Source organism: Ruminiclostridium cellobioparum DSM 1351 = ATCC 15832 (assembly GCF_000621505.1).
Taxonomy (GTDB): domain Bacteria; phylum Bacillota; class Clostridia; order Acetivibrionales; family DSM-1351; genus Ruminiclostridium; species Ruminiclostridium cellobioparum.
The window spans coordinates 47431-73522 of sequence record NZ_JHYD01000003.1 but is presented as its reverse complement, the minus strand read 5'-3'; the positions used below and the strand labels follow the sequence as shown (position 1 = coordinate 73522).

Here is a 26092-nt window from a genome sequence, read left to right as displayed (position 1 = left end):
CAAATTTCGGTTTTCATACTTGTGTTTTAACATAGCAGACTTTTCAAATTCTGCAGAATGTCCCTTTAATTTAAGGCTTTTGAAGTCTATCTTCAACATATTTCGCCAGTGTACTGACTGTTTTGAAATTCTCAAAATTCAAATCATCATCATCAAATTCAAAATCATATTCATTTTCAATAGCAATTAATATTTTGACAAAGGTTATGGAATTGATACCTAAATCTGTAAGATTTGCCAAAATATCCATTTTTTCATTAGCTATATTTTTTTTGATTAATTCAAATATTTTTTGCTCAATTTCACAAATTAACATATAAATTCACCACCCTACGCAAAGTAACTTTTTTTATTTAACTGCCTAATTAATAAGCACAAAATAATAATTTAAGTTTAACTTATTATTGTTTTCCTATTTATGTATCGGCTCCCCTACCTCTTTTGAACCATATATCACTTTTATTGTATCTTCCAAGCATGGTTCGTTAAGCGTAAAATCAACTACTTTTATTCCTCGTTCAAGAAGCCTGTTAAGGATAACCGGTGGTGTGGCAGAATTACGGTTAAATTTTAATTTGAGTTTGTTCAAATTTCTTTCTATGTCACATCCATCTATTTCAAAATCTTCCGTATCATCTTCAACTGTAATGCACAAGGTACATATCTCGTTTCCGTATTGGCTCATTAAATGCTTAATATCACCGGAATATACGAGTTTTCCATTATCTATAACTATTACCCGGTTGCACAGGCGCTCGATATCTTCAAGGTCATGAGAAGTTAATATTATAGTTGTATTCTTTTGCTCATTTATTGCTTTAAAAAAGTTTCTCACACTGTCTTTCGCCACAACATCAAGTCCTATTGTGGGCTCATCCAAGTAAACGATATCCGGATCGTGGAGCATGACGGCAACGATATCGGCACGCATACGCTGCCCCAGGCTCAACTGCCTCGCTGGTGTATTTATAAATTCCCCTACTCCGATTATATCCGTCAGCATATCCAGGTTTTTCTTAAATTTATCCTGCGGTATCTTATAAACTCGTTTCATAAGATTGAATGTATCAATAATCGGCAGATCCCAGAATAAATTTGTTCTTTGTCCGGTTACCAATGCAATTCTCCTTGCATTTTTAATTCTTTCCTTGTAAGGAACAATTCCATTTACCAAAACCTGTCCAACCGAGGGGTGTAAAATTCCTGCAAGAATTTTTATCGTGGTAGATTTACCTGCTCCGTTAGGTCCGATATACCCCACAATATCGCCTTTATTTATCGTAAAATTTATATTATCCAAAGCAACCTTTTGTTCCCACTCTTTCTTAATCAAGCTTGTAAATGATTTAATAAAACCCTGGTTATTTTTCTGAATCTTATACGTCTTTCCAAGATTCTCAACCCGAATAATCTCCATAGAACTTTCCTCCCACCAATGATTTAGTTACCAGCACTTTGATAACGTTTCAAACCAAACCACCAAAACCTGTATGAAATGCAAAAAAGCAAGAAACCAACCAAAAATATCAATGTCATGGATAAACTGTTAATATTCCCCTTATTCAGTATGAAAACAGTAGGAAAATAGTTTGCCAATGCAATAGGTATTACATAGGACAAAATATATTGTATTGCTTTCGGATATATGGATACAGGGTAATTGATAAGCGATATTGTGTCGACAAACATCCATATAAGTACCTGTGACTTGATTATCCAAAATGCAAGTGCTCCGCCTAAAATAATAAATGCTGTATAAATAAATGCACCACCGATTGCTGCTAAGGATACCCAGAATATATTTGCGGCCGTCCAGGTAACACCTATACTGCCTCCTGCGAAAATTGTCACAATAAGTGAAAAAAAGACGTGAGCCAACGGCCACACAGAAAAATCAGTACCTATTAAATATACAAATGTATTTACAGGTGCGGTTAGGAACTTGTCCAGTGTTCCTTCTTTAACATAATCGCTCATTTTTAACATAGGATCCCAAACGAAAGCACATTCCACCGCTCTTGCAAAATATCCCAAACCAAACAGAAATAAAACCTCATTGAAACCCCAGCCGCCAGGAAGTTCAAACCGACTCAAAAGTATCCATACGATTAATATCTCAAATACGTAAACCATGATCTGGGTAAACATATCATATATAAAAGATCTTCCGTACTGCATACGGGCTTTTATGTTCAGTACCATCAAATGTAAAAACATGTCAACCTCCTTGTATCACAATTCTGCGTGCCGCAAAGAACCAACAAATATAGCTTATTGCCAGTAACGCGGCAATCCAGATAATCTGAATAAGTATTCCGGATAGTATTGCTGTTCCGTTTATTCTTCCGAAATAAATGGATAGCGGCAAGTCAAATCCCAGACGTACAGGCAAAGTATTTGCAATATTTCTTAGCCATTCCGGAAAATACCACAAAGGTATTACGGCGCCTGATAAAACTTTTGAAAAATTACCAAGAACCAATGGTACTGCACCATGCATATCCATATACCAGAATGTAGTAAGTCCGAATATAAAATACATTGAAAAGAAGATTACAAAGGAGCTGATTGAAGTAAAAATAGCCAAAAGCAGTACAGGTACATTTTGGGGTAGTGAAAAGCCAAACAGAATACTTGCAACTATGACACACGGTATTGCTGTAAAAATGAACTTATACGCGGATCTGCCGATTGCAAACGCCATCTTGTTCATCATATAGCTGTAAGGTCTTGAAAAATGGGTAACGATATTCCCAGACCTTACATCGTTTCTAATATCCCATAAAGGTGCCTGATCCAACAAGGCAGTTGACAAAGCAGCACTTATAATCAGGTATGTCACCATATCCTGAAATGGAAGTCCTGCCTGTTCAGAGTTTATTGAATATATAGCTTTCCATAAAAATACCTGTATGGACAAAGATAAGAGTGCTCTTAATATACTAAGCCATATATCTGCTCTATATGTAGCCGCTGTCTTAAACGATATTTTGCTTACAAAAGAAAAACATCCCATAAACTCCCTCCGCTTACATAAATTAACAATAGACACCTTATTTAATAACGACACAATTATACAATATTTGGCATCTCTTATCAATCATTTTTTTTCATAAATGTTATATATTTACACTTGAATTTTATTTCCCAATGCACTTTAAAATACTCTCTAAATCCTGTATATTGTTAACCCAATTACATTTAACCGCCGGCTCGACTATTCTTGTATTTCCTGAAATACTACATCCCGGTCCCAGTTCTATAATAGTATCGATTCCCTGCTCCGTCAGATTATGAATTAAACAGTCCCAGACAATGGAGCCCGCTATTTGATTTGACAGCTTTTTTCTGATTACTGTTCCCACTCTTGATCCGCACCCGTCTATGCAGGAGTATACCGGTATTTCAGTATCCCTAAAATCATATTCTTCAAAAATCGGTGTTGACTGGTTTAAGATTTCCTTACATAAAGGACTGTGAAAAGCACCGCCATTCCCCAAGGATAATACCCACCTGGCACCATTTTGCTTTGCAAGCCTGCCAACTCTCTCAACCGCCCCCGATGACCCTGAAACAACATTCTGATCCTTTGAAAACAGGATTGCAACCGATAGTTCCTTTCGGCCCGGATCAGCCTCTTCACAGCATTTCAGCAATATCTCCCTGTCCAGCTCAACAACCCGTGCCATTCTTCCGTCTGTGACTTTCGGACTATTTACAATTATTTTCTCAAGGCGGTAAACCAACTGCAATATACTTAAAAAATCAAGACTTTCTGCAACCGCTGCTGCGGTAAATTCTCCCTGGCTGAAGCCAATGGCTGCATCCGGCTTTTTAATATTTGACCGAAACAGTTGATACAGTGCATAACAATGTGTAATCAAACAGACGGTATGTAGCTCCGGTTTTACTGTATTATTCCGATACGAGATTTCGTGTAGGTCTTCTCCAATGCATTGACTTGCAGCATTATAAATTTCCCGAAACTGTATATACTCATCATAAAAAGATGAGCTTAACCCTTGGCTGAATGTATCTCTTGCCGGAAAAGCAACTGCATATGAAAACAAGTTCCTCCCCCTTTCCTCATATTATGTATTCATTAATAAGCTCTTTACGCCTTTTTGCGATTTTTTTTAGGGTAATAAGTCTTTTATCTGCTGCTGAACTGTCACATATCCTTTGATATATGTAAAGCACTCCGTCCTGTAACTCGTCAGCAGTCAGGTTGGCCGGCTTTATTGTTACATCCCAGAATGTATAGTATGACCAATCACTTGTCAAAATGCGGTTTTGCAATTCCAACTCAGTCCTGAGCCTTGTACCGGGCAATGGTGTGGGTATCGTTATATTGGCACCGTAAATATAATTTTCTATGATGAAATCGGCTGTATCCTTGAAGACATTACTGCTATCCTGATCCAGTCCTACAATAAATGTTCCGTAGACCCCAACACCATAATCCTGTATTTTTCTTATGGACTCTGCATAATGAGGCAATTGGTTTAATTTCCAGTTATTTTTGTCCAACCCGTAAAGACTGCTATAGGAAACGCTTTCAAATCCTATTACCACCCATTGACAGCCTGACAGTACCATCAGCTTCAACAGCTCAGAATCCTTGGCAATAGAGATATCAGTCTGTGCGATCCACCGTATATCGATTTTAATCATTTCTTTCAGCAGCTCCTTGGACTCATCTCTTTTTACAAACATGTTGTCATCGGCAAACAGGATCAAAGAATCCGGATACAGCTTCTTTATTTCCATCAATTCCTTAAAAATATTTTCGTTCTGTTTTCTTCTGTATTTGGCTCCGAATACCTTGGATGCAGCACAAAAAGAGCAGTCATGAGGACAGCCGCGTGTTGTCTGTATGGTTATTACAGGGTAGTTATAGCCCTTGAGCAGGTCGTACCGTGGCATTATCGGATCAGTCAAAGGATACTGCCCTACGCACTCCTCACTGTATATTTTTTTAATACTGCCGCTTTCATAATCTTCAAGAAACTGCGGCCAGATAACCTCCGCTTCACCTGCCATAACCACATCTACAAACTGCGAAGCTTCCTCAGGGAGTACTGTTGCGTGTATACCTCCTATTACCGTGAGTACTCCCTTTTTACGGAATTCCTCAGCAATCCTATATCCGTTCAGTACCTGCTGAGACATAGCACTTATACATACAAGATCATAGTTTTTATCAAAGTCTATTACTTTATAATTTTCGTCAATATATTCACATTCCCAGTCGGAAGGCAGCAGACTTGCTACTGTAAGTAATCCCAAGCTGGGGCCCGACCACAATAACCGAAAGCTGTCCATATACCGGGAACCGTTCAGAAATGAAATCATTTTCTCATTTTTCCCGAATATATTACCTTTGGGAGAGATCAACGCAACTTGCTTCATAATTAATAGCTTCCTCCTTTAAGTTTTTTATAAAAAAATCAGTAATCTTCTCGCAATACTCCTTCTTTTGAAGAAAATAGTTGGTTAAATGTCTTGAACCCGGTATACTCCACCACTCAGTCAGTTCTGATTTTATTATGTCATATACAACTCTGGAATTCTCAATAGGAATAATATTGTCCTTTTCACCATGAATAAACATAACAGGTTTCCCCTTTACCTTGTACATTGATCTTATAACTTTATCTGCCATTTGGTTAAACCCGGCAAATTTAAGATAAATTATGTAAAAAAATATCTTACATACAGGATTTTTTACTCCTCTGTCCTTTAAAACATAAGTAAAATAATTCTTTACAAATATAAGAGGTCCGCTATCAACTACTGCTGCTTTTATATCCTTGTGGTTTGCCAAGGACAGGAGTGCAGGTGTAGCTCCCATGGAAAAGCCAATTACCCCGAAAGGACCTTTAATCCCCATGCTTTTTACAGCATCATAAAACAGCTCAAAATCCTTTTCCAAGGTCATTGCCACAATGGGATTATGTTTACTCTCACCATGGTTATGAAAATCAAAGCTCAATATCCGAAAACCCTTTTGTAACAAGGGTTCTATAAATGGAAAAATCATTTCTTTTGAGCCTCCCAGGTAATGGCAGGCCAATATTGTCCCGATTTGTTTTCCACTCGGTGTAATTTCCATACCACACAGACACCTGACGTTTTTATTTCCTATGTCGAATTTTCGCTGCTCATAATCTTCAAAATTATACGGGCATAAAGATCTTTTCGGGTGACTCAGTTCATAGGCTATTTTGTATGCCTTAAAAAAACTGAAGAGAATAAAACCCAATACGAACAAAATTATTGTAAATAGTACATAAATCAAAATATCCCACACCCTTTTTAAAATCCTGGTTTTGTAAATTATCCGGAAATTTTAATATTTATTGACATACACAAGACAAACCGGTGTGCCAAATTTTGCATTCAGCATGGTAGCTGCTCCACCCTGATTTTTCTTACTGCATTGTTCCCGTAATCAGCCACATAAACAAGCCTCCTCCTGGCATCTGCAACAACTCCCGCAGGAAGATTGAATTCTATTTCCCGGTTTAAGACTGCACCATCCTTGTAGCCCGGATTTCCATTACCGGCCAAAGTCGCAATTTTATTTGTTTTTGTATTTACAACCCGGATACAGTTATTCTCTCCGTCTGCTATCAGTAAATAATCCGGCGGCCATATTCCCACCCAGAAAGGTTTGCTGATCTGAGATTTATCGGCGTCTGAGTTATCACCTGTATATCCCTCTTTTCCGTTACCACATACCGTAGATATTATGTTCTTTTTCCTGTCGACTTTCCGTATACAATTATTTCCATAGTCTGCAATATACAGAGTATTCCCGTCTCCTGTAACAGCCAGTCCATATGGCTTGTTGAGACCTGCTTTTAAAGGATCTCCACCATCGCCCGTATAGTCGAACTGACCTGAACCAGCAATTGTGTGAATTATACCTTCGGGGGTAATCATCCGTATTACATTGTTCCCGTAATCATTTGTAAACACATATCCTTTGTCATCCACAGCAACACCGCCCGGGCGGCTCATGGTCGCCCGGGTTGCCATTCCGCCATCTCCTGTGTAGCCTTCTTCACCACAGCCTGCTATAGTATAAATATTTCCACTGTTATCGATTTTTCTGATACAGTGGTTTCCTGTATCCGCTATGTATATTTTATTGAATTTATCTATTGCAACACCGTTCGGCTTGTTTATCATTGCTTTAACCGCCTGGCCTCCATCTCCGCCGTAGCCATAGAAGCCTCTACCTGCCACCGTACTGATAATTCCCTTATGATCCACCTTACGTATGCAGTGGTTTCCTCTGTCAACAACATATAGCTCGCCTTCACTGTTTATTTCAACACCGTAAGGTTCCGCAAAACCCGCTTCAAATGCATTTCCTCCATCACCGCCATATCCTTTCAATCCGCCTGATATCGTCATTACAGCATCCTGCAGGTTATTTGAAACTGATATGTTTTGCTCAGGAGTAATTATTACTCTGTTTCTCCCCATTTTTTTAGCCATAGCCAGACCGATTTCCGCAGATTTAAGCAATATCCATGTATCACTACTGTTTCCACCGCTTTTTGTAATACTGATACTGACAGTAATGGGAACCTTTCCATAAATTGAATCCGTGCTGATAAATCTTTCTCTGCGAAAATCCTTTCTCAAAGCCTCTAATTCAAATTTAAGCTCTTCTGCCGTCTTTCCCTTATATACAGCCAGGAATTCGTCGCCGCCATATCTTGTAAACTCAGTGTTTACAGAATCCGCCAGGAACCTTGAAATCCTTTCCAGAATCCTGTCACCTTCCGGCTTTCCAACTCTTGCATCTACATTAATAAAAAAATCAATGTCAAACATGGCCAGAATCAGAGTATTCCCTTTTTCAAGGTTCTCACTGATATGTGCTATAGCCTGTTCACGGCTTAATATCTTTGAAGCTTTTAATCCGTTATTCATGTTTACAGCCCGTACCCCCCATCAAGAGGAATCATAGCCCCGGTCAGGTAGGCAGGACATAACTCATCATCCGCAAGGTACAATACTACCTGCGCAACCTCAGAGGGGCTGCACATACGCCCCATTGGCACACCCTTTACCAGCTTTTCCCTATCCTTTGGTGCGAGATCCTTTGTCATATCCGTTTCTACTCCACCGGGTGCAACAATATTTACACTGATCCCATAGGGAGCTACCTCCTTTGCAAGGGATTTTGTAAATCCCATAAGTGCAGCCTTTGTACTGGAGTAGTTTGTCTGTCCTGCAATTCCATAGAGGCCGCTTATTGAACCAATATTGATAATTCTTCCTTTTTTCTTTTTAACCATATCAAAAACAATTGCCTTGGTCATGTTAAAAGTCCCCGAGAGGTTTGTCTGAAGGACATCCTCCCACTCCTCATCCGACATAAAGGCAAGGGTCTTGTCTCTACGGACACCTGCATTATTTACGAGAATATCTATTTTTCCCCATTCCCTGATAACGTCTGCTACCATACTCTTGACTTCCTGCCGGTTTTTTATATCTGTCTTATAGCCCCTAACCATCCCCGGCAGGCCCTTTGCCTTATTAAGCAACTCATCGGCTGCATCTGTGCTTTTGATATATGTGAATGCAACCTTGACACCCTTGCCTGCCATAGATAATACAATTTCACTTCCGATACCTCTTGACCCACCTGTCACAATCGCAACCTTTTCATTCATACTCATTTGCTATTTTCTCTCCCTTCACTTATCTACTTGACAGAAGTATAATCAGAAAGCCTTTTTATCATATCTTCCGACACCAGAACCTGTTTGAGCATTTTGTCCTCAAACGACTCAAGTACATTTTTATTAATAATTTTTTTGGATAAAGAAAGTGTATTTTTAGAATACTCTGAAATACGCTTTGCAAGCTTCACTGCCTCCTGCTGCAAGTTTTCCCTGTTGAAAAGCCTGTAAAGCAAGCCCATTGAAAATGCCCTGTCGGCATTTATCCTGTCATTAGTCAAAGCAAGTGTGCAGGCCCTTGAATTTCCAATATGCCTTGTCAGCATTTCAAGGCCTCCGTCGGCCAGCAAACCGCCGTATTGGGGATCGGGAAGCCAGAACCAGGCTCCGCTGTCAGCAATTCTTATATCGCAGCTAAATGCTATGGATGCGGCTGATCCTATGACAGGCCCTGAAAGTACTGCTATTAATATCTTATCCGAGGAAACTATTTTCCTATTTATTTGAAAAGTCAGATATACAGCCTTGTACACATTACTTCCCGTCAATTCATGCTCTCCGGATACATAAAAGCTCCCTAAGTCCAGTCCCCCGGAAAATCCGAATGGAAGCCTGCTGGAGAGAACAACTGCCGTTATTTCATTCTCTGCGTCAAACGCAGTCACAGCCTCCAGCAGTTCTTCAAGTAAAGTATGACTCAGACTGTTTGTCCTGGGGCGGTTCAGCCATATATATCCTATGCTGTCTTTTATCTCTTTGTCTACATACATTTTACTTTACTCCCCTGCATATAATTTCAAAAAAAGTATCAAGATAATTAAAGAACTCATTTTCATTAAAGCACTCTGGTTCAACAGCATCACCGCGCACTTCCACAAAAGGTATTCCCAGTTCAGATAACTTTCTCTGGAGGAGGGGTACCTGTGGAGGAAGAAATCTGCAATTATTTTGAGAAAAGTGTATGATACCGTCAATTTCCAATTTATCTATTAAACTGATAATTGCTTCCATCCGTTTTTCGGGCGTATAGAATAAATTTTTCTCTATACGTTTGGCCAAATCATTAAAAAAGCTTTTAACACTGAGCTGTTCGTGAGGAAAGCTATAAAGCTCTTCATAGACAATCCTGCATTTATATTTTTTTTCTATTTCTTGAATTATACTGTTTTTGTATAATGGAAGGATACCAAGCCATAAAACCCTTGGTTCATTATTATATGCATATGTAACTACCTTCTGCTGCAAGTCGTCCAGAGTCTGATTTAATACGCTGACAGCCTCTTTTCTTCCCAGGTCATTGTATATGGTAAACATCTTAAATGCCTGAGTACTGTTCATAATACCGGGATACTTGAATCGTAATTCATCAATCCTGCTTTTAGATGAAATGGCCTTATTGGATGCATCTACAACCTCTTCAACAGATAATACCTGAGGAAAAACCGATTGCAGCTCTGTATAAAGCTCTTTCAGCTGTGCAGCCAGATATTCGGAAGAATTTACGTCGCAGCCATTTAGGACATCCATAAAGTAAAACGGTATTCCATACTTGCCAGATGCATATCTGCAATATGACCACGCATCATCGCAGGCAAAGCTGGCAGCAACAAAACCGTATGGCTTCGGAAGGATCCCCGAATTAATCATATAATCGAACAGCAGCTGGTAGGAACAGCCGTAATATGGAAACCCGGTCATTCCCCTGTATGTCTCCAGCGAAGTGCAGATTCGGTTTGCAGCCCCAAAGCCTGCTATTCTTTCCATATAAAGTGCGGTTACATCAAACAAAGCCAAAAGTTCTCCGGGAACATAAAAGGTCACGGCAAGGTACGGCTTTCCCAGCAATATATCATCAAGAACCGATAATTGCTCCTTTAAATATGCTGCAATGTCCAATTCCTTTCTGGACACCATAAACCGTATAGATAAATCCATCTTATGCCTGAAGCTATTATTCATTCGCTCTTTCCTCAACATATTGCTTATTTGTATACTAAAGCTCTCCTTTTACCTGCTTCGCAGATAAATAGCTTTTTATTAAACAGAACTTATCCGGTTCCATCCCATTACAAGCTAAAAGGCTATTTCCAGTACCTTCCGGACATTTGCGGTAATCTTCCGATATTAAACGCGGACATATATTTTCTTTCAATAAATTACTCAACATTCGGTCAGCAGGAAGAGCCTCATTAAAGTCATAAGGCAGGCAGCACCAGTCCGACTTTTGCTCCGCAATCCTACTTAAGCTCTCATTATTATTCAAAAGCATATTGTAATTATTTTCGGAAATGCTTTTATTCCCCATAAAGCGACTTGTGTTATTCAAATTTAAAAGCCATTCTTCCAAAAGTACATATTGTCTTAATATAATTTTTTTGCAGCTCTCATCATTTTTTCTAGGTATTTCAAGCAAAAACACAGGTAACTGCTCATACTCCTTAACAAACAAGTCATACATATGCCATGCAAGATTGCAGCAATTTACCATAATAATCCCATCAAGGGCTCCGTTTGTTATTTCCTTCTTCACAGCCGAAAGCTTTCTGCATAGCTTAGTAGATGCGAAACTGATATTTTGCTCCTGTCCGAAGGAAATTTGTTTCAGGTCGATATGAGGGGCATTAGTAATTGCAGGATATACAAATGGACAATACCACCCTATGCATACTTTTCTGCTATCCATTACATACCTCAAGACTGCTGTTAATATTATTCATTGCATAGATAGCTGCACCCAACGCTCCGATTATCTGAGGTTCATCAGGAACAAGAGGAATACCTCCCACAAAGCTTGAAATTGCTTTTACCACACCTGAATTTTTCGCTACGCCTCCCGTAATTGCAATGGGAGTCCTTATACCGATTGTGGACACCATTCCCATTAGCCTCTCGCCAATCGCCCGGTGTATTCCCGCAATAATATCCTCTTTTTTGCTGCCCTCAGCAACCCTAGAAATTACTTCCGATTCCGCAAATACGGTACATATACTGCTGATTGGCTGCACTTTCTTTGATTTTTTAGACAGCATCCCCAATTCATCTACCCCGATACCCATTGCTTGTGCCATAACCTCCAGGAACCTTCCTGTTCCAGCTGCACATTTGTCATTCATAACAAATGTATCTACAAAACCATTATCCGTTATGCGAATAACTTTACTGTCCTGTCCGCCTATATCAATGACTGTACGCACCTCCGGAAATATACTGTGTATTCCCATCGCATGGCATGAAATTTCGGTTATAGCCTTTAGAGCATCCGGAACATTGCGTCTTCCATAGCCTGTACCTACAATTCCCTTCACATCTTCCCTTTGTATGCCTGATTTATGGCATACTTCCTCAATTGCCTGGTTAATGGCATACTTATGATCAAATCCGCTTTTTACAATGGAGTATGCACAAAGTTCTCCCCGTTCGCCTATTAATACCGCATCAGTGCTCACTGAGCCTACATCAACTCCCAGATACAAATAAATCCCTCCCCAGTGTCTCTTTAAAAGCTTCCATCCTTAATTTCATCTGCTCCTCTGAAAATCCCCGTGGATCAATACAATCTCCTGTCAATTCCAGTACAGGCATATCAAGCTCGGCGGCCAGTTCCCTTACCTGCCATGCTGCTCCCGGAATTGCTCTGCAGCCGTTGTGCATAAAGTGAACTATCCCGTCGACGGTATATTTTTTTGCAAGCCTTCGATATAGCTCTTTGCGTTCCATAGGATTCCCCAGATAAAAGTGTGATAATGACCGTTTTACAAGACTGTCTATGGGATGCTCCAGGTCATATTCCTCCCAGTAGATATATCCTGTGATGTCCATAACAATCCAACAATCCAGTTCCTTTTCAAGATATTCCATAATGCTGTTGTTATATAATGGTGCAAAGTGTATCCATAAAAGCCTCTTTTTTGTACTCTTATGGCCGTTGTTCTCCTCTGACTTCTGCAGCAGTTGTTGGTAATAAGCCCTGGCGACATCCACTCCCAACTGGGAACCAAAAAGGAACGTTGCGCCAAACAAATTTCTCAGAGAAAGGTGTCCGTAGAATAAAGGATCTCCCTTTCTCAATTCAAAAGCTTTTATCCAGTAATCTCTTGCCTGATTTGTAAGCCGCATTGAATCCTTTAATTTTTCCATGTCCGTTTTATTGCCTGTATAACGCTCAACCCAGTCTATTAGCATTTCAAACTGTTTTTTTACATACGAAAAATTTATTTGATTTGTATTAAACGGAACATTCAGAATAAAGCTCTCCGTTTTGTAGATATCACGTAAATAATTAGCAATTCCCGGTCCCCCGTCGCATATATGAGATGATATTGCAATTCCTTTTGGTACCGGCAGACAATTTTCCAAAATCAGTCCCATCGTTGCCTTGTGATAGGAACACAGGCTTGAGCTGAACCCAACTCCTTCGCTTTTTGATATAAAATGCTTTGAAAGCTGCAGGGACGCTGTCCAGCCTGCCACAAGCTCCATATTTACAGGTATCAGTCCTGATGAATAAAATATTTCAACGGGCATGACCATATTTGTCCAAATTATTTTTTCAGGAGTACTCCATATTTTATTTGTAAACAATTCAACCTGGTTATTTACTACCATTTTAATTGCTTCCATAGGCAGCTTCTGAACAATTGCTCTGACCAGGTTCATCCTTTGCTGAAATACATTTCTGCCATCAAGACCGTTATTCTTGATATCCATATCTGCCGTACGGCTGCCGGAACTGATTTCTTCGGAGTTTCCCCTGTAACCCGCTTTACTTTTGAAATCCACGCTTTCTAAAAATGCCTCCAAGCGGGTCGAAATTTGTCCAAAACCTGTATGCTTATAACCTTCCTCAATTTCAAGCAGAGGGATATTATATTTTATACATAACCTGCGAACTGAAGGATAACTGAAAAGAAAGCTGTCACAGTGCTGGCATGGCATATATATAATACCTTTCAGCTTTGTTCTGTTTTCAGCTAAAAAGGAATCAAACCACCCGGTAAACCATTCCATTCTGGCACAAGGCTCCTGTATGCGGAAATTACCGTCTGCTGCTCTTATATTTCTTGAGGAACAAATATTCATATACACTTTATTTGGCTTCGTATATTCTTCGATTTTATCCTTGAGAATAGGTGAAACAGCACTTCCAATCACATATATGGTATCATCCTCAATATGCGGCACGAAAATGTCGTTCTCCAAAGAAAGAGCTTCTTTAGGCGGAATGAACTGAAAATAATTGCATATATCTTTAAAAAGGATGTCTATATTTTTCTGAAGATAGCTTTGATTCAGGGCAGAATCATTTCTAGGTAATTCCACCATATGGCAGAATAAGTCCGGCCTATGTGATTTCACCCAGTCATATAAACGCTGCATGGCATTACAGCAGTTAAAAAGTACAATTCCGTCCAGTTTGGTATACTCCAATATTCCTTGACAATACCTTACATAGCTGCAAATATTGACAGGAAGGTCACCTTTTCTATGGGAAGTATTGCTGGTTATTTCACTGAATGCAATGGTTTCAAATCCTAAATTCTCTATAGCCTTTTTAGGAAAATAAGAACATAGATATCCAATTATCGGTTTTTCATCTTCATATTGATAACCACACATATTTATCCTTTCCTCTGAATCATCTGACTCTTCATATATTTCAGTCTTTCATATACCGATTTTTGAGAAATAAAGTTATTCATCAGGTTTATATACCCAGCATTCAATTCCTCTTGCGTCATTTTTCCAAACCTCATTACCGGTTGAAAAATGGTATATTCATCCCAATTATAAGAGAGAATTCTGTTTTCCTCCTTCAATTTGTTAAATGAATATGTTCCCGGATATGGTGTATTAACTGTAATACTTGCACCATATATTTTTGTTTCCGAAATAAATTCACCCAGCTGATTAAAGACTTCTATTCCATCTTCCTCCAACCCGACAATAAAGCTTCCTACTACACCTATTCCATGTGACTGTATTCTCTTTATGACATTTTTGTATTCTGCGAAATTTTTGCTTTTAAAATTATTTTCGTCAATCCCAGCTAAATTAGCGGGATTTACACTTTCAAAGCCGATAAGTACCTGTCTGCAGCCACTTTTATAAGCCAATTCCATTAAATCTTCATCCTGACCCAGTGAAAGATCAGTATGTGTATACCAATAAATGCCACAGTTTTTAAACTCATTCATTAGTTCCCGCGACCTTATCTTATTGCAGAAGAAATTGTCGTCAGTGAAATAAATTGTAGCTCTGGGATTTACACCGAGTAATGCGTATATTTCCTTCATTACATTTGCTATGGTCTTAGTACGGTAGCCACCGCCATATATACTCCGGATATTGCAGAACTTGCAGCCATGAGGACATCCGCGAGCTGTCTGTACAGGTATAATTTTTCTTCCATTCCCTGGTAAGAGTTCAAATGCGGGAACAGGAGATTCATTAATGTTTACCTGTCCCAGCTTCTGAGTATAGATTTTTCTAGGTTTTCCCTGCTCAAATTCACTCAAAAATTCCGGCCAGATTAATTCCGCTTCTCCCAAAAGAAGCGTATCTGCATGATGTACGGCCTCATCCGGACACATAGCGGCGTGTACTCCTCCCAAAACCACGTAAGCACCCCTTACTCGGAATTCATCTGCAAGAGAATAGGCACGGTTGGCATTTGGGGTAACAGTATAAATCGCAACAATATCATAAGTACTATCAGGATCTATATGTCCGAATTCTTCATCCAGCAGACAGACCTCATAGTCGTCCCTGTTTACCATTGCAGCCAGCACAAGAGGTCCTGGAGTAACCACTTTCCATAAGTTGTCGCTTACGATTTTTTCAATATTTTGAGGCCAACTTCTATTCCATTTCTTACCTTGGCCTGCTCCATTTCCTTTAGGTATCAATAGTAAAATTCTTTTCAAATCATACCTCCGTTAGTCCTGCTCATTAAGACTCAAATATTCTTTTTGAAAATCTGCGAATATAAAATATCGGTTTTCAAAGAGTGTATTTTCGCCTCCATCTGGCCCCTATACTACTTTCGCATATTTGTATAAACATTTTTGAAGTATTCCATTCTTTTAGCTACTGCCTCTTTTGAATAAATTTGCTCCAAGGTATATTTAAAGCCTTCACGTAATTCTTCAACAGTCATCTGTGCAGGCTTTATAACAACATTCCACAGAGTATAGCTTCCCCAGTGCTTTGACAGAATTCTTTTTTCTTCTTCTAGCCTCGAATAGAATCCCGAACCCGGAAATGGTGTGGGTACGGAAATCATCGCTCCATAAAGGTTGTTATCATTTGTAAAATCAACAACCCTCTGGAACACGGATTTGTCATCGTTATCCAGTCCTACGATAAATGTTCCCCATACACCGACACCATACGATTGAATCTTTTGTATTGATTCTCCATAGGATGTCAGGCGGTTATATTTCCACTTCTCAATGTTTTTTAATGAATCCGGATTAATACTCTCAAAACCAATGACAAGCTTTCTGCACCCTGAATCAAATAATTTTCCGAGTACTTCATCATAATCGGCCAAGCTGATATCCGTGTGGGTCATCCACCGGAAGCCGCCGCCTTTCATTGCATCCAGAAGTTCCAAAGAAAAACTGCGGTTTACAAGCATATTATCATCAGTAAAATATATATGCGGATTCTTCTTTAGGCTCTTGACAATTTCTATTTCCTTCATAACTTTTTCAACACTTTTGTGACGGTACTTTGGGCCATAAACCTTGGTTGATGCACAAAACTCACAATTGTGAGGGCAGCCTCTGGAAATTTGAATAGGAATGGTTCTGTACTTGTCCATTTTTAATAATTCAAATTTTGGAGTTGGTACTGTTTCCATGTCAATAACATGAGTATTTTTATATATTTGTTTCGGATTATTTCGTTTATAGTCTTTAATAAATTCAATCCAAGTGATTTCACCTTCGCCGATAAATACGGTATCAAAGTATTGAAGTGTTTCTTCAGGAGAGTTGGTCGGATGCATTCCTCCGCACACCAGATATGATCCTCTTGCCTTAAAAATTTCTGCCAGTTCGAATGCTCTAGATGCCTGCTGAGTCATAAATGACATTGCAACAATATCATAATCGCCCTCAGATGGTATGCTTTCTATTTCCTCATCTATGTATGTGATTTCTTCAAAATAATCCTCAACAATAGCTGCAATTGTCAACAACGGCGAGTTAGCACAGGACATTAGTTCCTTTAATGACTCAATACCGTTTAAGTCCTCATATATTTCCGCAGTTGATTGGTTTTCCTTGTTCGTACCCATGGCCACGCCTTTGGGTGATATCAATGCTAATTTCATTATGTTCACCTACCGTTTCTTGTGTAACCTTTATATCGGTCAATTAATCTGAACCTTGCGGTTACACCCCTTTCCATGGCTGTTTTTTCTTTTTCCACCAGTAATCCAAAGCCGGCATATCCCTCATCAACTTTTAACACAATAACCCGGTCAGAGCTTCCTTTTGTAATTTGTATCGAAGCATACAAAATTGCTTGCGCAATGCTCCCCCTATGGTACTTGGCTACAGTAGGCCCTTTTATCTGAAATGTAGAAGCAGCTCTGGATAATGATGTACTAAGCATTATATTCGGAAACTTGCTGGGATTAATTCCAATATGCCCCTTTTCCTTCACCTGCATATTCAGTTCCCTTACTGAGGAAAAAGGCCCTGTATTGGTAGTAAGTATCATACCCGTTCTTTCATGTACATCATTTTCTGATTTTGCGTTTTTCAATAGCTGATCAACAGCAATAACCGCCATTTGGGTAAAATAATCCATTACTCTTAAATCCCTATGCACAAAATCAATATTTGTCAAATCCTTTTCCAGAATAAAGCTCATTGCTGAAATTACAATCTCATCCATGACTCTCCTCATTTATACTTTTACATATTACGACAATATTCGTTCCGCCAAATGCAAAAGCATTTACCATTACAGTGTTAATTGTCTTTTTTACCGCTTCAAAAACCAACGGAATCTCAAAATTCTCATCTATCGTTTTCAGGTTTGTAACACTGGGGACTTCACCGTATATAATGCTTCCTATAGCAGTTGCTATGCCAAAGGCCCCGGATGCCCCTCCCGTATGTCCGATTGCTCCTTTCGGAGTTGTTACATGAATATGCTCCAGTTGTTCATTAAAATAGGTCCTTATGATTGCTGATTCCACCCTGTCATTCTGTGCCGTTCCGGTACCATGTGCTACAATTAGGTCAATATCATCCTTACTCAGCCCAGACGATTGAACAGCTTCATCCATAGCCCTGATAATTTCAAGTCCGTCAGGCTTCAGCTGCACAACATGATACGCATCATTTGTCATACCAAAACCTGTAACAGCACAATACACCTTTCGGTTTTTATTCAGATCAGGGGTATTTCTTTCCATTGTGAAAAATGCGGCTCCTTCTCCAACAGATATTCCCTTTCTTTCCCTGTCAAATGGTCTGCACCCATCAGGGTCTATGGCATTCAACCTTTGAAACCCCGCATACGCTGCCTGAGACAGGATATCTAATCCTCCTGCAATCACCAGATCAGTATCAGTATATCTCAATAAGTCAACCCCGTAACAAACTGCCTGGCTCCCTGCACAACACGCATTTGCAATATAGATAATTTCACATTTAAGTCCCAGTCTTCCGCAAAGCCTTTCACCCAAAGAAGAGAGATAATGAATATCCTTGTCCTCAAAGTATAACTGGTCTGTCAGCCCCAGTCCCGAACCAAATACAAGACTTATATTACTCAGGCTGTCTGTATCCAGTCCCCTATCAGCAATTGCAGAGCGTATTGCACACTCACCCATATTGAGAATTATTTCTTCCGGCCGGTAGTCCAAAGAACACTCTTCTACCTGCATACCCTTTGGATTAACCGCCTTTAGTGAATCAAATACTTTTATATCCCGATATACGTCCGTTTTTTTTATCAGGCCGGTAAAAAAATCCTTAAGCGTCAATCCAAGCGGTGATACAAGTCCTACCCCGGTAATAACTACTTGTTCTTTTCTATTATCCATCTTTTACTACTCCAAATGATAGCTGACCTTCCGCAGCTATCTGCATATCTACAAGTATTTGTGCCTTAACCAGACACAGTTTCTGTGCCTGCTTAATTATTTCAACTTCAATCCGGATAGTATCACCCGGTCTCACCGGCTGCATAAATTGTAACCGTTGTATTCCACCAAGAGCCAGAAACTCCCCTTCAGCCATCTCACTTTGTTCACCGGATAACGTGCATAAAATGGATGCAGTCTGAGCAATACATTCAATCATAAAAATTCCGGGATATACAGAGTTTTTAGGAAAATGAAGTGCAGAAAAAAGTTCTCCTCCAGATATGCACTTGATAGCTGTAATGCGTTTACCCAACTCCATATCCAGTACCCTATCAACAAAAACAAAGGGCGTTTTCTGCTTTAAAATCCCGCATATTTCATCATACTTTATCATTCGGCCCTCACACTTGGGATATATTCCATTGAAACCTTTATAACATTATTCAGTGTGGTCATTTCCTGTAGACGCTCAGGCTCTATGGTTATCCCATACTTATTTTCGATTGCCGCAAGAATTTCCAATGCCCTTAATGAATCCATACCAAGGTCATCCATAAATGATGCATCGGGCAGCAATTCTTCCGCACTAACCCCTACAATTTCTGATACAAGCCCTTTTATTTCCTGTTCACAACTCATTGTATTACCCTCCTATTTTTTTCAATATTATTACAGAACATTTTATATCATCAATATTAATGAAAATATTGATTCTACCGTCTTCACATTTATTCTTATTCAGTGATGTTACTATCTGTATTACACCACTGGCACCCATCCAGTCGGTTTCAAGCTGTTCAAGCCTATCCTTTATATGCAAACTGTCTTGTAAACCGCCAATTAACTCATTATCCACGCTTTTGTCCAGATATGAGCCATAGTAAACCTTCTGAATATCACCAAATGTTAAATCACGTTCCTCCAGCATCCCAACAACAAGTTCTGCAATTCTATGACTTGTCTGTGAGGCTCCGATATTTATTGTTGAATATCCCAGTATTTCCGCTGCAATAGAAGAAGTATCGTTTATGGTATCTTCTGTCTCCATGACAATAAATCCACCGGCTTCCCCCTGCCTGCTTCTTCCCTTATGCATCAGCTGCTGCATCTCTGTAATCACTTCCGCACCTCCTGCTACCGCCGCAGGCACAGCCTGTGAATGTACATACAAATACCCGAGCCCCACGGCGTCCAAGCTTGACATGATGCCGCTGCAAACAGTATATATTGGACCTGATATTGCCAATTGTATACCAACCTGGCATGCCGGAGAGTTTAGTACCGTACTTGGAAAAAGGCTTGGATTTACACTTAGTGCACCAGTGGATACCGATACCATATCAAACTCATGAACACTTTCCAAAGCCCCATATATAGTACCGTAAAAAAGCCCGTATTCCCTGTCATTGTTCCTGTCCATTTTCAGATTGCATTTACCGGTTGCCGAAACTGCCGCCGCAATGGAGAGCCTGCTTACTCTGTCTACACCGCGAAGCTGCCTGCCGGAAATGGATAGTTCGTACTCTTCATCCAAAATTTTAAAATTGTTATTACTATCCGGGGTTGTTCCGGTAAAGCCTCCTACCCCTGTTATGTATACTTTTTTTCCACTCATTGCTACCACCCCTTCCGTACGATGAGACTGCTGTCCTGTCCGCCAAAAGCAAACGAATTGGACAGAATACATTCCAGCTTTGCTTCTCTTGGTTTATTGGGAACACAATCTACCGGGCATTCCGGATCAGCCTCTATAAAATTAACAGTAGGCAGTATTATTTGACGCTCAAGCATCAGAATGGAGGCTATCAATTCAAGGGCACTTGCAGCACCCATTGCGTGACCTAACATTGATTTAATGGAACTGACAGGTGGTACGTAATCCTGTCCGAAAACCTTTATAACTGCCTTTGATTCAACCTTGTCATTTGCAGGTGTACCTGTACCATGAGCAGAAATATAATCAATATCTCTCTTTGAAATACCCGCATCCCTGATTGCATTTTCCATGGCTCTGGCAGCTCCATCCCCTTCCGGGTGCGGCGCTGTCATATGATACCTGTCGGATGTAAGGCCGACACTAAGGATCTCTCCCAATACCCTGGTACCACGAGCCTTTGCATGTCTTCCCGCTTCCATTACAAACATCCCACAGCCTTCTCCCACGACAAGTCCCTTTCGATTGCTGCTGAACGGCCTGCACTGATCCGCAGTCAGAGACAATAACCGTTGAAATCCTGTAAATGCCACTCTTGAGAATACATCTACACCCCCTGCAATCACAACATCCGCAATATTCCACTCAAGCAGGCGCTTACCAAGTGCTATGGCGTAATTACCTGCGGCACATGCGGCAGGTACTACATAGACAGGTCCCGATGCACCGATTGCCTCCTTTACCGCTTGTCCGATTATATCGGTGCGATAGCTGTCTAACAATGATTGAGGAATTGCATTTATACCATCTTCATGCCTGATCTCAGAGATTTTTTCTTCTACCTGTATTTCACCCATTGTTGTTCCTATGCAAATTGCGACGCGGGCATCTGAAATATCAGACTTTGAAAGTCCTGAGTCTTTAATGGCAGAAATTGCCGTCCGTATTGCATAGCAGGATGTCCTTCCGTATTTCTCCAACATCTCACTGGTTAAATCTTTACTCCAAGATTCATCCATTATCTTCGCACCAATTTTAATCCTGAAATTCGGATTATCTTTGAAATTCTCGATTTCACCGTATGTAATCTTACCATTCATAAGGGTTTCCCAAAACTCCTCACTTCCCAAGCCTGCCGTTGATAATACTCCCATTCCCGTTATAACGCAATTGTTCATAGCCTCACCTCATGTAAATTTCTGTTTCCTATCATTCAGATTTAACTCAAGCCAAAGAGAATAGATTGACCCATACCGCCTGTTGAATTCAGTGCAACCAACCCAAATTCACTCTGGAGCCTCTGCATGGAATGTAACAGGGTAACACACATCCGCATACCGGTACATCCGCCCGGATATCCCAACCCTATACTTCCTCCCTGAATATTTAACCTGTCATCAGCAATATTCATAATATATTGGTTTGCAATCGCAATTCCCGCAAATGGCTCATTAAGTTCTACAAATTGAATATCCTTGATCTCCATTTTCAATTTCTTTAAGAGCTTACCAGCTGCAGCCGATGCACCCATGCCGATATTTTCTCTATCAACTCCGACAATGGAAGAACTAATAATTTTGGCTATGGGTTTTATACCTTCCTTACGCGCCCGATCTTCTGACATGATAATCATGGCCGCTGCACCGTCTCCGACATGTGAAGAATTAAACTGGGTAACAGTTCCATCCTTCAAGCATATTGAACCCTCATTCATCACTGCTTCAATATCTATGTTTTCAAGGATATTTTCATCTCGGCGAACCGATTTGATTACCCCTTCAAACTCAACATCAATAGGTAAAATTTCTTTATTAAAGTAACCTTTATCATATGCATGTGCCGCCTTTTGATGACTTCTGCAAGCAAACTCATCCTGCTCCCTGCGGCTTATCCCGTATTTTCTTGCTAGCACTTCCGATACAATATTAACCTGAGTTTCATCATAGTTCTCATCTATTGAATCAAAAGAAGGCAGCTGATTTCTAAGCATGGCTTTTATGTTTCGTTTCAGTATGCCGATTGAATTAGAGGATTTGCTCATACAATCCACGCCACCTACTAATACAATCTCGTGATCTCCTGTGGCGATAGCATTGGCCCCCTGTACCAAAGCCTCTGAAGAAGCATTGCAATGGCAGTTTATTGTCACCCCGGGAATAGTTTGGGGCAACCCTGCATCAAGCAAAGACTTCCGGGCAACGTTATAGCTATTAGGAGGATAGCTGCAGCCTACATACACACAATCAATAAGGCGGCTTTCGATATCTGATGAAGTAACCACCGCTTTCATACAATGTGACATAAGTCCCGCTTCACTAAAACTTGAAAAACTCCCCGGAACTCTGCCTATCGGAGTTCTCAGTGCCGAAACAACAACAGCATTTTTCATAATTACCTCCACTCCGCTGCACTAGCGACTCTACCAGCTTCATTTTGCATTATGTACTTCCTTTTATCTTATTTTTTTCATTAAGAACATTCTTAAAATAGTTTAGGACATTTGTTATTCTTTCTTTTGAATTCAAATTTTGGTAAAGTTTGAAAAATTTCTTTTCAAAATCTTCTTTTTTCATATTGTTGAAGTCAAATGTCAATTCAAACCCGTTATATCTTGACCAGTCAGTATCAAAAAGCCTGTTGATTTCTTTGTATCTTTTATATAGTCTTGTTCCCGGAAAAGGTGTAAGGATTGTAATATTTGTGGCATATAGATTTGTCTCCAATACAAATTCCTCTATTTTGTCAAATACGTCTTCCTTGTCATCGTCCAGCCCAATTACAAAGCTGCCTACTACTCCAATGCCATAAGACTGAATTGTCTCAATAATTTTTTTGTAATCCTGGCATCTTTTCATCTTCCATAAGGAAGGATTAATTTGAATAAGATTTTCAGCCGTCAGGCTTTCAAAACCAATCAAAAGCCTTGAACACCCTGATTTCGCAATTACCTCCAAAAACTCCCTGTCATCAGCTATGTGCGCATCTGTAAAGGCATACCACCGGACATTCAAGCTCCTAAGGAGGTCTAATATTCTGAGTGAATACTCCTTATCCAGGAACATATTATCATCCGTAAAAAAGATAAACGGCTTTGGCCTGACACTCAATATTGCTTCAATTTCTTTATACACCTGCTGTATGGATTTTCGCCTGTATTTTTTACCATACAGTTGTGATGAAATGCAAAATTCGCATTGGTGAGGACACCCTCTTGACAACTGTATCGGAACGCTTTTATAGTCATATGCTCCAAGCAGATCATATCTTGGAGAGGGACTTAAAGCTAAATCCGGATAAGTTTCGGCTGCATATACCTTTTTGAGTGCTCCCTTTTTCAAATCCTTTAGGAAAATAGGAAATGTTTCTTCCGATTCACCTATAAATACGGAATCCGAATGCTGTAAAGCCTCTTCCGGCAATACAGAAACATGCGGCCCTCCCATAACTACCTTCGTACCCTTTTTGCGTAGTCCGTCTGCTAAAAGATATGCCTGGTTGGCTTGAGAGGTTGAAGGTGAAAACAGCGCAAGCTCATAGTCGCCGTTTATTTCCGTGTCATAGTTCAAATCGATATAATCAATAGAAAAGCTTTGGGGCAACATACCCGCAACCGTTAAAAGGCTTAAGCTCGGACAGGACCATAGCCGTTTTCGTGATTTGAATTCCCATGTTTCCTCCCACTGGCTGTCCTCAAATTTATCACTTGAGATAATTGTATTCCTGGGTACAATCAAAGCAGTTCTCATTTTTACACATCCTTAAATAGAGTAATCTGCACTGTAGGCCATGGATTTATTTGAATCAACCCAGTAAAGCCGGCCTCTATCAGGTGTTACAAGCGCGCTAATGTAACTCAGCTCGTCATTTATGACGAAACGTTCAGAGAGCGTTTTCCATATCTCATTATCCAGAACTACCGTCTGCTCCCCTGTTTTTGCATTAATACAGTAAATACGGTTCTTCTCACTTATAAATATATTACCGTCAGGGTCGATAGTCATTGCAACCGGTGTATCCATACGAACTTCTTTGCTCTGAGGCTTTACCGTTTGAACCTTTCCGGTGACAAAGTCTATATACCGTATCAGATTATTTCCCTGATCAACAAAGTATAATTTGTCATTTCCATAGAAAACACCATAGGGTTTATTTATCTTCGCCAGCTCCAACTCACCGTCTTCATAGCCTGAATCCATATCACCGGTTAATGTTGATAGCTTTCCATCCTTATCTATTTTCCTAAGCCTGTTATTCAAAAAATCGTTTATATAAATATTATGCTCGGTATCAGTGGTCACTCCCCCAGGCATATTTAGCATGGGTTCCAAAATTTCCTTTCCTGAATCATCAATAAAGCTATTAACGCCTTTTATTACTGAAACCCACATATCGCTGCCTTCTTCCAGAAGTAATATGTCATTATTTACAATATCCGCTATCAGTATGCCTTTTTGGGGACTAATCCCTATGCCTAACGGTTGCCCTATCCTGTCTGCCTTATATGGCTGCCTTATTTGAACCGGGAGTACTCCCTTTTCTCCTGTATCCGTATTAAGCCAGCGAACATTTTGTTTACGCATATTTGCTATGTATATTTTTTTATGGACAGGTTCATAGCAGATTCCTGTCGGGAATTTCAAATCGCCTTCAAGCTCCGATAATACTCTTACCGATGACCATTTAAACATTTAAATCTCTCCTTTAACTGTTTATTTGTTTAAAAACATTACGCATAAATTTTCTTGCAGAATGTATGCTTGATGATATGTGCGTACTATTTTTCATATCAGATATTTTTTCAAGGTTTTCAGCAATATCTTCGATACTTACGGTATCATTGCTAAAATATACTCCATTACTCCAGAATATACCGATCCTTCCGTAATATCCTGCCCCTGCCGCATAAAGGCATCCTGAAAATGTACATTCCTTTGAACATAGGTAAGCGACCATGGGGGCCACCTTTTCAGGCTTAAGAAATTTGTGGAAATCAGGATTAATGGATTCGGACGTCATCTGTGTTACTGCCAATGGAGCAACCATGTTGCACTGGATATTCCTGCCTGACAATTCTTCCTTGTAGGCTTGTACCAATCCGAAAATACCAGCTTTGGCAGCGGCATAATTTGTTTGGGTTGCCACCCCATGAAGGGCAGCACTTGAGGTAATTAAAACAATTCTCCCGTAATCCTGTCTGCACATTACAGGATGTATCTCCTGAAGCAGATAGAACGACCCATACAAATGTACATTCAATACATTATTAAAAGCCTCATCCGACATCTCCAAAATTGGTCTGTCTCTGACAATGCCTGCATTGTGAACTAATGCATCAATTCTTCCGTAACGCTGTAATGTGCCTTCCACAATTCTTTTTACCGAGTCTCTCTCAGCAACCGACTCCTTAATTGATACTGCCTCTCCGCCGGAAGCTCTGATAAATTCAGCCACTTTATCTGCCAAGGCCTGTCCGTCCTCACCAAATCCTGTATCATTTACCACAACTGCTGCGCCACGCGATGCAAAAAGCTCAGCATATGCCCTTCCCAATCCCTGTCCTGCACCGGTAACTACTACGACCTGGTTCTTAAAATCAGTTTCTTTCATGTCAACCTCCACTTGTAT

The 26092-nt window shown here is 39.9% G+C and carries 26 protein-coding genes; all 26 read right to left on the bottom strand.

From position 1 onward, the window contains the following. Positions 1-70 precede the first annotated feature (70 nt). The 26 genes from T344_RS0104310 to T344_RS27560 all read right to left on the bottom strand — a co-directional run bounded on the left by T344_RS0104310 (position 71) and on the right by T344_RS27560 (position 26074). Positions 71-316 (bottom strand): phosphopantetheine-binding protein, encoded by a 246-nt coding sequence (locus tag T344_RS0104310; RefSeq protein ID WP_034860608.1) that lies wholly within the window; start codon positions 314-316, stop codon positions 71-73. Between the two features lie 96 nt (positions 317-412). Beyond that, positions 413-1417 carry an ABC transporter ATP-binding protein gene (locus T344_RS0104305; protein WP_027627682.1) on the bottom strand — a complete coding sequence of 335 codons (1005 nt, stop codon included), beginning with the start codon at positions 1415-1417 and terminating at the stop codon, positions 413-415. 23 nt (positions 1418-1440) lie between these two features. Next, positions 1441-2217, bottom strand: a complete 777-nt coding sequence (locus T344_RS0104300; protein WP_027627681.1) for an ABC transporter permease — start codon at positions 2215-2217, stop codon at positions 1441-1443. A gap of 1 nt (position 2218) precedes the next feature. Beyond that, positions 2219-3016: an ABC transporter permease gene (locus T344_RS0104295; protein ID WP_027627680.1), complete on the bottom strand. Its 798-nt coding sequence runs from the start codon at positions 3014-3016 to the stop codon at positions 2219-2221. A gap of 124 nt (positions 3017-3140) precedes the next feature. Further along, the gene (locus T344_RS0104290; protein WP_162178022.1) at positions 3141-3884 is read right to left on the bottom strand and encodes an ACP S-malonyltransferase; all 744 of its coding nucleotides are present in this window, start codon (positions 3882-3884) and stop codon (positions 3141-3143) included. A 202-nt stretch (positions 3885-4086) separates the two neighbouring features. Next, the gene (locus T344_RS0104285; protein WP_027627678.1) at positions 4087-5412 is read right to left on the bottom strand and encodes a B12-binding domain-containing radical SAM protein; all 1326 of its coding nucleotides are present in this window, start codon (positions 5410-5412) and stop codon (positions 4087-4089) included. Continuing rightward, entirely contained in the window at positions 5378-6115 is a 738-nt protein-coding gene (locus tag T344_RS27580) for an alpha/beta hydrolase (RefSeq protein WP_034860607.1), read from the bottom strand. The genes T344_RS0104285 and T344_RS27580 overlap by 35 nt, the downstream gene beginning before the upstream one ends. A gap of 287 nt (positions 6116-6402) precedes the next feature. Beyond that, positions 6403-7950, bottom strand: a complete 1548-nt coding sequence (locus tag T344_RS27575) for an NHL domain-containing protein (protein WP_051571578.1) — start codon at positions 7948-7950, stop codon at positions 6403-6405. Between the two features lie 2 nt (positions 7951-7952). Beyond that, entirely contained in the window at positions 7953-8702 is a 750-nt protein-coding gene (fabG, locus tag T344_RS0104270) for a 3-oxoacyl-ACP reductase FabG (RefSeq protein WP_027627676.1), read from the bottom strand. A 26-nt stretch (positions 8703-8728) separates the two neighbouring features. Continuing rightward, positions 8729-9475, bottom strand: coding sequence for an enoyl-CoA hydratase/isomerase family protein (locus tag T344_RS0104265; RefSeq protein WP_027627675.1), 747 nt, complete (start codon positions 9473-9475; stop codon positions 8729-8731). 1 nt (position 9476) lies between these two features. After that, positions 9477-10664, bottom strand: coding sequence for a 2-hydroxyacyl-CoA dehydratase family protein (locus tag T344_RS0104260; protein WP_027627674.1), 1188 nt, complete (start codon positions 10662-10664; stop codon positions 9477-9479). Positions 10665-10698: 34 nt separating this feature from the next. Further along, the gene (locus T344_RS0104255) at positions 10699-11235 is read right to left on the bottom strand and encodes a hypothetical protein (RefSeq protein WP_154669417.1); all 537 of its coding nucleotides are present in this window, start codon (positions 11233-11235) and stop codon (positions 10699-10701) included. Positions 11236-11380: 145 nt separating this feature from the next. After that, positions 11381-12178: an acyl-CoA dehydratase activase gene (locus tag T344_RS27570; RefSeq protein WP_034860606.1), complete on the bottom strand. Its 798-nt coding sequence runs from the start codon at positions 12176-12178 to the stop codon at positions 11381-11383. After that, on the bottom strand, positions 12162-14321 hold the full coding sequence (locus T344_RS0104245) for a 2-hydroxyacyl-CoA dehydratase family protein (RefSeq protein WP_027627672.1): 2160 nt from the start codon (positions 14319-14321) through the stop codon (positions 12162-12164). Before T344_RS0104245 ends, T344_RS27570 begins: the two co-directional genes overlap by 17 nt. Positions 14322-14323: 2 nt before the next feature. Next, entirely contained in the window at positions 14324-15628 is a 1305-nt protein-coding gene (locus T344_RS0104240; protein WP_027627671.1) for a B12-binding domain-containing radical SAM protein, read from the bottom strand. Between the two features lie 113 nt (positions 15629-15741). Then, positions 15742-17043 carry a B12-binding domain-containing radical SAM protein gene (locus tag T344_RS0104235; RefSeq protein ID WP_027627670.1) on the bottom strand — a complete coding sequence of 434 codons (1302 nt, stop codon included), beginning with the start codon at positions 17041-17043 and terminating at the stop codon, positions 15742-15744. Between the two features lie 5 nt (positions 17044-17048). After that, positions 17049-17564, bottom strand: coding sequence for a beta-ketoacyl synthase N-terminal-like domain-containing protein (locus tag T344_RS0104230; protein WP_162178021.1), 516 nt, complete (start codon positions 17562-17564; stop codon positions 17049-17051). A gap of 40 nt (positions 17565-17604) precedes the next feature. Further along, on the bottom strand, positions 17605-18771 hold the full coding sequence (locus T344_RS0104225) for a beta-ketoacyl synthase N-terminal-like domain-containing protein (RefSeq protein ID WP_027627668.1): 1167 nt from the start codon (positions 18769-18771) through the stop codon (positions 17605-17607). Then, entirely contained in the window at positions 18764-19207 is a 444-nt protein-coding gene (locus T344_RS0104220) for an ApeP family dehydratase (RefSeq protein WP_027627667.1), read from the bottom strand. Before T344_RS0104220 ends, T344_RS0104225 begins: the two co-directional genes overlap by 8 nt. Next, a complete protein-coding gene (locus T344_RS0104215) occupies positions 19204-19452 on the bottom strand; it encodes an acyl carrier protein (RefSeq protein ID WP_027627666.1) in 249 nt (82 codons plus the stop codon). The genes T344_RS0104220 and T344_RS0104215 overlap by 4 nt, the downstream gene beginning before the upstream one ends. Before the next feature lie 4 nt (positions 19453-19456). After that, positions 19457-20428 (bottom strand): beta-ketoacyl synthase N-terminal-like domain-containing protein, encoded by a 972-nt coding sequence (locus T344_RS0104210; RefSeq protein ID WP_027627665.1) that lies wholly within the window; start codon positions 20426-20428, stop codon positions 19457-19459. Between the two features lie 2 nt (positions 20429-20430). Further along, a complete protein-coding gene (locus tag T344_RS0104205) occupies positions 20431-21645 on the bottom strand; it encodes a beta-ketoacyl-[acyl-carrier-protein] synthase family protein (protein WP_027627664.1) in 1215 nt (404 codons plus the stop codon). Positions 21646-21686: 41 nt separating this feature from the next. Continuing rightward, complete coding sequence (locus tag T344_RS0104200) at positions 21687-22856, bottom strand: thiolase family protein (RefSeq protein ID WP_027627663.1); 1170 nt, start codon at positions 22854-22856, stop codon at positions 21687-21689. A gap of 49 nt (positions 22857-22905) precedes the next feature. Then, complete coding sequence (locus T344_RS27565; RefSeq protein WP_051571574.1) at positions 22906-24213, bottom strand: B12-binding domain-containing radical SAM protein; 1308 nt, start codon at positions 24211-24213, stop codon at positions 22906-22908. 12 nt (positions 24214-24225) lie between these two features. After that, a complete protein-coding gene (locus T344_RS0104190; protein WP_027627662.1) occupies positions 24226-25155 on the bottom strand; it encodes an NHL repeat-containing protein in 930 nt (309 codons plus the stop codon). Between the two features lie 13 nt (positions 25156-25168). After that, on the bottom strand, positions 25169-26074 hold the full coding sequence (locus T344_RS27560; protein WP_051571572.1) for an SDR family NAD(P)-dependent oxidoreductase: 906 nt from the start codon (positions 26072-26074) through the stop codon (positions 25169-25171). Between the last annotated feature and the right edge of the window lie 18 nt (positions 26075-26092).